This is a genomic window from Burkholderia sp., from assembly GCF_018375725.1.
In the GTDB taxonomy this organism is placed as follows: Bacteria; Pseudomonadota; Gammaproteobacteria; order Burkholderiales; family Burkholderiaceae; genus Burkholderia.
The window spans coordinates 1-5,850 of the sequence record NZ_JAHACR010000267.1; the positions used below are offsets into that span (position 1 = coordinate 1).

5 protein-coding genes and 3 pseudogenes are annotated in these 5,850 nt (G+C 67.6%); 6 read left to right on the forward strand and 2 right to left on the reverse strand.

The genetic code is table 11. From position 1 onward, the window contains the following. Both KH616_RS20295 and KH616_RS20300 read left to right on the forward strand, forming a co-directional pair. A pseudogene (locus tag KH616_RS20295) lies at window positions 1-77 on the forward strand (DNA-binding response regulator); the annotation flags it as partial. Next, window positions 74-1,459, forward strand: a pseudogene (locus KH616_RS20300) (heavy metal sensor histidine kinase); the annotation flags it as partial. The pseudogenes KH616_RS20295 and KH616_RS20300, both read left to right, overlap by 4 nt. Here KH616_RS20300 and KH616_RS20305 read toward each other — a convergent pair. Then, window positions 1,451-1,711 (reverse strand): annotated as a pseudogene (locus KH616_RS20305) (hypothetical protein); the annotation flags it as partial. The pseudogenes KH616_RS20300 and KH616_RS20305 overlap by 9 nt on opposite strands. 79 nt (window positions 1,712-1,790) lie before the next feature. Between KH616_RS20305 and KH616_RS20310 the strand changes: the two are divergent. Continuing rightward, a complete protein-coding gene (locus tag KH616_RS20310; RefSeq protein WP_292250235.1) occupies window positions 1,791-2,138 on the forward strand; it encodes an XRE family transcriptional regulator in 348 nt (115 codons plus the stop codon). A 139-nt stretch (window positions 2,139-2,277) separates the two neighbouring features. Here KH616_RS20310 and KH616_RS20315 read toward each other — a convergent pair whose 3' ends face one another. Beyond that, window positions 2,278-3,210 carry a 2-hydroxyacid dehydrogenase gene (locus tag KH616_RS20315; protein ID WP_292250237.1) on the reverse strand — a complete coding sequence of 311 codons (933 nt, stop codon included), beginning with the start codon at window positions 3,208-3,210 and terminating at the stop codon, window positions 2,278-2,280. A 184-nt stretch (window positions 3,211-3,394) separates the two neighbouring features. Between KH616_RS20315 and KH616_RS20320 the strand changes: the two genes are divergently transcribed. The 3 genes from KH616_RS20320 to KH616_RS20330 all read left to right on the forward strand — a co-directional run. Beyond that, the gene (locus KH616_RS20320; RefSeq protein ID WP_292250238.1) at window positions 3,395-4,321 is read left to right on the forward strand and encodes an ABC transporter substrate-binding protein; all 927 of its coding nucleotides are present in this window, start codon (window positions 3,395-3,397) and stop codon (window positions 4,319-4,321) included. Then, entirely contained in the window at window positions 4,318-5,496 is a 1,179-nt protein-coding gene (locus KH616_RS20325) for an ABC transporter permease (protein ID WP_292250240.1), read from the forward strand. The genes KH616_RS20320 and KH616_RS20325 overlap by 4 nt, the downstream gene beginning before the upstream one ends. Next, a partial coding sequence (locus KH616_RS20330; RefSeq protein ID WP_292250241.1) for an ATP-binding cassette domain-containing protein occupies window positions 5,493-5,850 on the forward strand: 358 nt, incomplete at its 3' end. The genes KH616_RS20325 and KH616_RS20330, both read left to right, overlap by 4 nt.

Here is a 5,850-nt window from a genome sequence, read left to right on the forward strand (position 1 = left end):
CGTACGAACCGAAGCTGATCCACACGGTGCGCGGCATGGGCTACGTGCTCGAAGCGCGCGGCGGCGCGGCCGCATGATCGCGCGCCTGCTGCCGCGAACGCTGCGCGGCCGGCTGACCGCGCTGATCATCCTGTCGACGTCGGTGATCCTCGCGTCGAGCGGCGTCGCATTGTACGAAGCGCTGAGCAACCGTGTCGAAACGACGGCAGCCGAGCAGATGGCCGGTATTTCCGCCGCATTGGGCGCACACCTGGCCGAGGCGCGCACGACGGCCGACGTCGCGCGCAACACCGATATCTGGATCGACCAGTTGCACGGTCATCCGAACATGGATCTCGCGATCTTCGATGCCGCCGGTACGCGCCTCGTCGGCACGCCCGGCTTCCGTCCGTACGCGCCGCTGATGTTGACGAACGCCGGGCGCGTGCCGGTCGGCATCGCCCCGCCCGGCGCAAGACACCAGTATCTGCTGACGACCGTGCCGCTCGCCGGCGCGGGTGCGCCGGTGGTGCGCGTCGCCGTGCAGTACGATCGCAGCGCCGACGTGCTGCTGCTGCGCACGCATGCCTATACGATCGTCGTGATCGAGGTGTTCGGCGTGGTGCTTGCGGCCGCGATCGCATACGGCATCGCCGCGCTCGGGCTGAGCCCGCTGCGGCGGTTCGCGGCGCGCGCGGAGCAGATGTCGTCGAGCCGGCTCGCGCATCCGCTGCCGGAACTCGATACGTCCGGCGAGCTGAAGGAGCTCGAGCATGCGTTCAACGGCATGCTCGCGCGGCTGAACGAATCGTTCACGCGGCTGAGCCAGTTCTCGTCGAATCTCGCGCACGACATGCGCACGCCGCTGACGAACCTGCAGGCGGCCGCGCAGGTTGTGCTGTCGCAACCGCGCAGCGCGGACGAATACCGGAGCGTGATCGAGTCAAGCATCGACGAATACCAGCGGCTGTCGCGGATGATCGAGGACATGCTGTTTCTCGCGCGTTCGGAACAGGCCGGCACGTCGATCGATGTGCGGCGCCTGAATGCGGCGGAGGAGGCGGAGCGGGTGGCCGGCTACTACGAGCCGCTGGCGGAAGATGAAGGCGTGACCGTGAAGGTCGACGGCCACGCATGGGTCGATGCGGACCTGACGCTGTACCAGCGCGCGTTGAGCAACCTGCTGTCGAATGCGCTGACCTATGCGCCGCGCGGCAGCGTCGTGACGATCGATTGCGTCGAGCAGGGCGGTGCGACGACGATCGCCGTGTCGGATACGGGGCCCGGCATCGCGGCGGAGCACGTCGGGCGGATTTTCGAGCGTTTTTATCGCGTCGATCCGTCGCGCCACAATTCGGCGTCGGGCACGGGGCTCGGCCTCGCGATCGTCCGGTCTATCATGGACAATCACGGCGGCGAATGCGGCGTCGACAGCGAGCCGGGCCGCCGCACGACCTTCTGGCTGCGCTTTCCACAGCAGAAGATCTCCGCGCTTGCGCTCGGCCGCGCGCGGCCGACTCGCGACCGGCGAAAACAGCGCGAGCAGCGCGCCCGTGCGGTGTGCGGCGATCTGCGCGCCGCTGCCGAGCGGCTGACTGATGCCCCACAGAAAACGCCCGCCGCCCAACCGACGCTCCCATTCCTTGCGCAGCACGACAGTCGGGAGGTCTTCGCCGGACTCGGTACCGATCTTGGTCCAGCAAAACGTGGGAGGCAGGTGTTTCAGTGTCATCAACTTTCTCGGGATGCCGCAGCTCGCCAGATTCAGCGAGTCATTCAATAACCGTAACTGTATAGGTATAATGCATGACATGGAAGCCCCAAACACTGATTTTCCTGTCCAGGATCTATTGAGCCGGTTGCGGGCAGACTCGCGCTCGTCCAGCGAAATAGCGAGGCTTTCCGGCGTCAGCCAGCCAACCGTCTCGCGCCTTCGTCTGTCGGATGGCCGCCGACTGCGCCGCAGTGCGCCATTCAATAAGCTATGCAGTTTCTATGGTGTCGACGTGCGTTCGTCGCGACGTCGCAGCGGTGGCTTCAACGATTTGCTGCGAGAAGCGATCGTCGAAGCGTGGGACGGATCGGACGAGCACGGCCGTGCGTTGCTCGTCGTCATCGAAGGGCTGAAGGGATTGCAGGTCAAGCCGGAGAACGGCTGATATCGCCGGGGATCACGCGGCGCGCGCCGAGTCGCTCAAACGCCGCCGGATCGGAAAACGGTACGCGCACCACGTGCTGTGAATTCGACGCCGGCGCGCTCGCGCCGCCGTCGAAGTGTCGGACCTGTTCGCCGTGTGCTCAAACCGGCGTCAGCACCGGCTGCCCCGCGAAATGCCGCGTGGCATTGTCGATGAATTGCTGCACCGAGCGGTCGAACGCTTCCGGCGACCAGCCGGCCATATGCGGCGTCAGCACGACGTTGTCGAGGCCGGTCAACGCATGCGGCGGTTCCGGCTCGCCTTCATAGACGTCGAGCCCCGCACCGGCGAGACGGCCCTCGCGCAGCGCGGCGGCGAGCGCGGCGGTATCGACGACGCTGCCGCGCGACACATTGACGAGAAACCCGTGCGCACCGAGTGCATCGAGCACCGCGCGGTCGATCAGGTGACGGGTTCCGCCGCCGCCCGGCGTCGCGACGATCAGGAAGTCGGCCCACTGCGCGAGCGCGTCGAGCCGGTCGAAATAGCGATACGCCACGCCTTCACGCGGCGCACGGTTGTGATAGCCGATCTCGAGATCGAAGCCGGCCGCACGGCGCGCGCACTTCTCGCCGATCTTGCCCAGCCCGACAATGCCGAGCTTCTTGCCGGAGACGTTCGGCTGCATCGGCAACGCATCCCGCCAGACGCCCTCGCGGGTCGAACGATCCTGCTTGACGATGCCGCGCACCGTCGCAAGCAGCAATGCAAATGCATGATCGGCCACGCAATCGTCGTTCGTGCCCGCGCCGGTCGCGACAACCACGCCGCGCGATTTCGCATGTGCGACATCGATCCGCTCGTAGCCGGCGCCGAGCGCGCTCACGAAGCTCAGGTGCGGCATCCGGTCGATTTCGTCGGCGGTCAGGCCGGTGGCGCCGTTGGTCAGCACCGCATGGATCGCGTCACCGTGTTCGGCGATCGTGCGCGTGCGCGCATCGGCGGTCGGCGCGTCGTGCACGTCGAACGACGCGGCGATCTTGCGCTGCGCGTCGTCGCGCAATGGAATAAGGACAAGCAGTCGGGGTTTCATCGGGCGGATTTCGCGTAACAAGGACGCGGTGCAGTGTATAGCAAGGCCTGCGCCGGAGCGCGGGTTATCCCCACGCGCGCCGCGGGCACGCCGCGTCGTGCGGTTTGCCAAAGCAGGCGCAGTCAAGTAAGTTTCGACTAGGTTTCGCCGTCCCCTTTTCCGTCATTGCCAGGAGGTTAGCCCGATGAAGTTCGCCCTGCCCGCCCGGATGCTGGGTGTCGCGCTCGCCGCAACGTTCGCCGCCGCACCGGGCGCGCATGCCGCCGATGCTGTCGTGGTGTCGTCGAAGATCGATACCGAAGGCAACCTGCTCGGCAACCTCATCGCGCAGGTTCTGAAGGCCCGCGGCATCCCGGTCACCGAAAAGATCGCGCTCGGCACCACGCCGATCGTGCGCCGGGCGCTCATCGGCGGCGAGATCGACATCTATCCCGAGTACACCGGCAACGCCGCCTTCTTCTTCAACAAGGCCGACGATCCGGTGTGGAAGAACGCCGCGCAAGGCTACGAAACGGCGCGCAAGCTCGACTATGCGGCCAATCGCATCGTCTGGCTGACGCCGGCGCCGGCGAACAATACGTGGGGTGTCGCGGTGCTCGCGTCCCTCGCGCAGGCCAAACACCTGAAGACGTTTTCCGATTTCGGCAAATGGATCGCCGCCGGCGGCAGTGTGAAGCTCGCGGCGTCCGCCGAGTTCGTCAACAGCGCATCCGCACTGCCGTCGTTCGAGAAAGCGTACGGCTTCAGGCTGAAGCCGGCGCAGCTCGTCGTGCTGTCCGGCGGCGATACCGCCGCGACGATCAAGGCCGCCGCGAACCAGACCGACGGCGTGAATGCGGCGATGGTCTACGGCACCGATGGCGGGATCGCGTCGAGCGGCCTCGCGGTACTCGACGACGACAAACACGTGCAGCCCGTCTATGCACCCGCCGCGATCGTTCGCGAGGCGGTGCTGAAAGCGCACCCGCAGATCGCCGAGGCGCTGAAGCCCGTCTTCGCAAGCCTCGACCTCAGGACGCTTCAAACGCTCAACAGCCGCATCCAGATCAACGGCGAACCCGCCGCCAGCGTCGCCGCGCAATATCTGAAATCGAAAGGCTTCGTGAAATGACCGCACGCGCGGCGGCCTCCGCGCGGCGCATCGCGCTCGACAAGGTCGGCATCCTCGTCGGCACGCTGACAATCGGCGCGCTGCTGTTCGCGCCGTTCGTCGTGCTGCGGCCGAACCGGATTGCGGCAGGCACCGGCCTGTCGTTATTCGGCGCGTTGCCTGCCGCACAGGCGGATGCCATCGGCGCGCTGTGGATCGCGGGCGCGGTCTGGACAATGCTGGCCAGTCAGCCGCGATGGCGTCTGGCCGTCGGCTGCACGTTGCTCACGACCCTCGGCCTTGTCACCGGCGCCATTGCGCCGCATGTCGTCGCGCCCGGCGACGATCTCGCGCGCGTGTCGCCGGGCGCCGGCATCTGGCTGCTGCTGTTCGCGTGGGCCGTGCTGGTCGCGGATGCGCTCGCGCGGCTCGCATTCAGTCCGTGGCAGCGGCTGGCCGCGCTGGCCGTGGCCGCTGCGGCGGTTGCCGTGCCGCTGGCGATGGGCTGGTGGGACGGCCTGTCCGTGATGCGTGAATACGCGGTGCGCAGCGACGATTTCTGGCGCGAAGCCGCGCGGCATGTCGCGCTGGCCGGCGGCTCGGTTGCGGCGGCACTCGTCGCCGGCGTACCGCTCGGCATCGCCTGCGCGCGCATCGGGGCCGTCCGCGCCGCCGTCATGCCGCTGCTCAATATCGTGCAGACGGTGCCGAGCATCGCGATGTACGGCCTGATGATGGCGCCGCTCGGGCTGCTCGCCGCGCACGTTCCGCTCGCCGCGGCGCTCGGCATCCGTGGAATCGGCGTCGCGCCGGCATGGCTTGCGCTGTTTCTGTATTCACTGCTGCCGATCGCGTCGAGCGTCGCGGTCGGCCTGCGGCAAGTGCCGCCGCACGTGGCCGAGGCGTCGCGCGCCATGGGCATGACCGCGCTTCAGCGTCTCGTGCAGGTCGATCTCGTGCTCGCGTTGCCGGTGATGCTGAGCGGCGTGCGCATCGTGCTGGTGCAGAACATCGGATTGACCGCGGTCGCCGCGCTGATCGGCGGCGGCGGGTTCGGCACCTTCATCTTCCAGGGCATCGGCCAATCCGCCGCCGATCTCGTGCTGCTCGGCGCCATCCCGACGATTGCGCTCGCGCTCGTCGCCGCGGTCGTGTTCGGGGCCGCGACCACACTCGCGAAAGGACGCACGGGATGATCGAAATCGAGCGGCTCAGCAAGCGCTTCGTCGACGACGCCCTTTCGGCAGGCGCGTCGGTCGCCGCGGTCGACGACGTCTCGTTGACGATACGGCGCGGCACGATCACTGCGCTGGTCGGCGCGTCGGGCAGCGGCAAGTCGACGCTGCTGCGCATGATCAACCGCTTGATCGCACCGAGCGCCGGCACGATCCGCATCGACGGCGTCGACACCGCAAGCGTGCCGCCGGAGCAATTGCGGCGCCGCATCGGCTATGTGATCCAGGGACACGGACTCTTTCCGCACTGGAGCGTCGCACGCAACATCGCGACCGTGCCGCGCCTGCTCGGCTGGCCGTCGGCGCGCATCGACG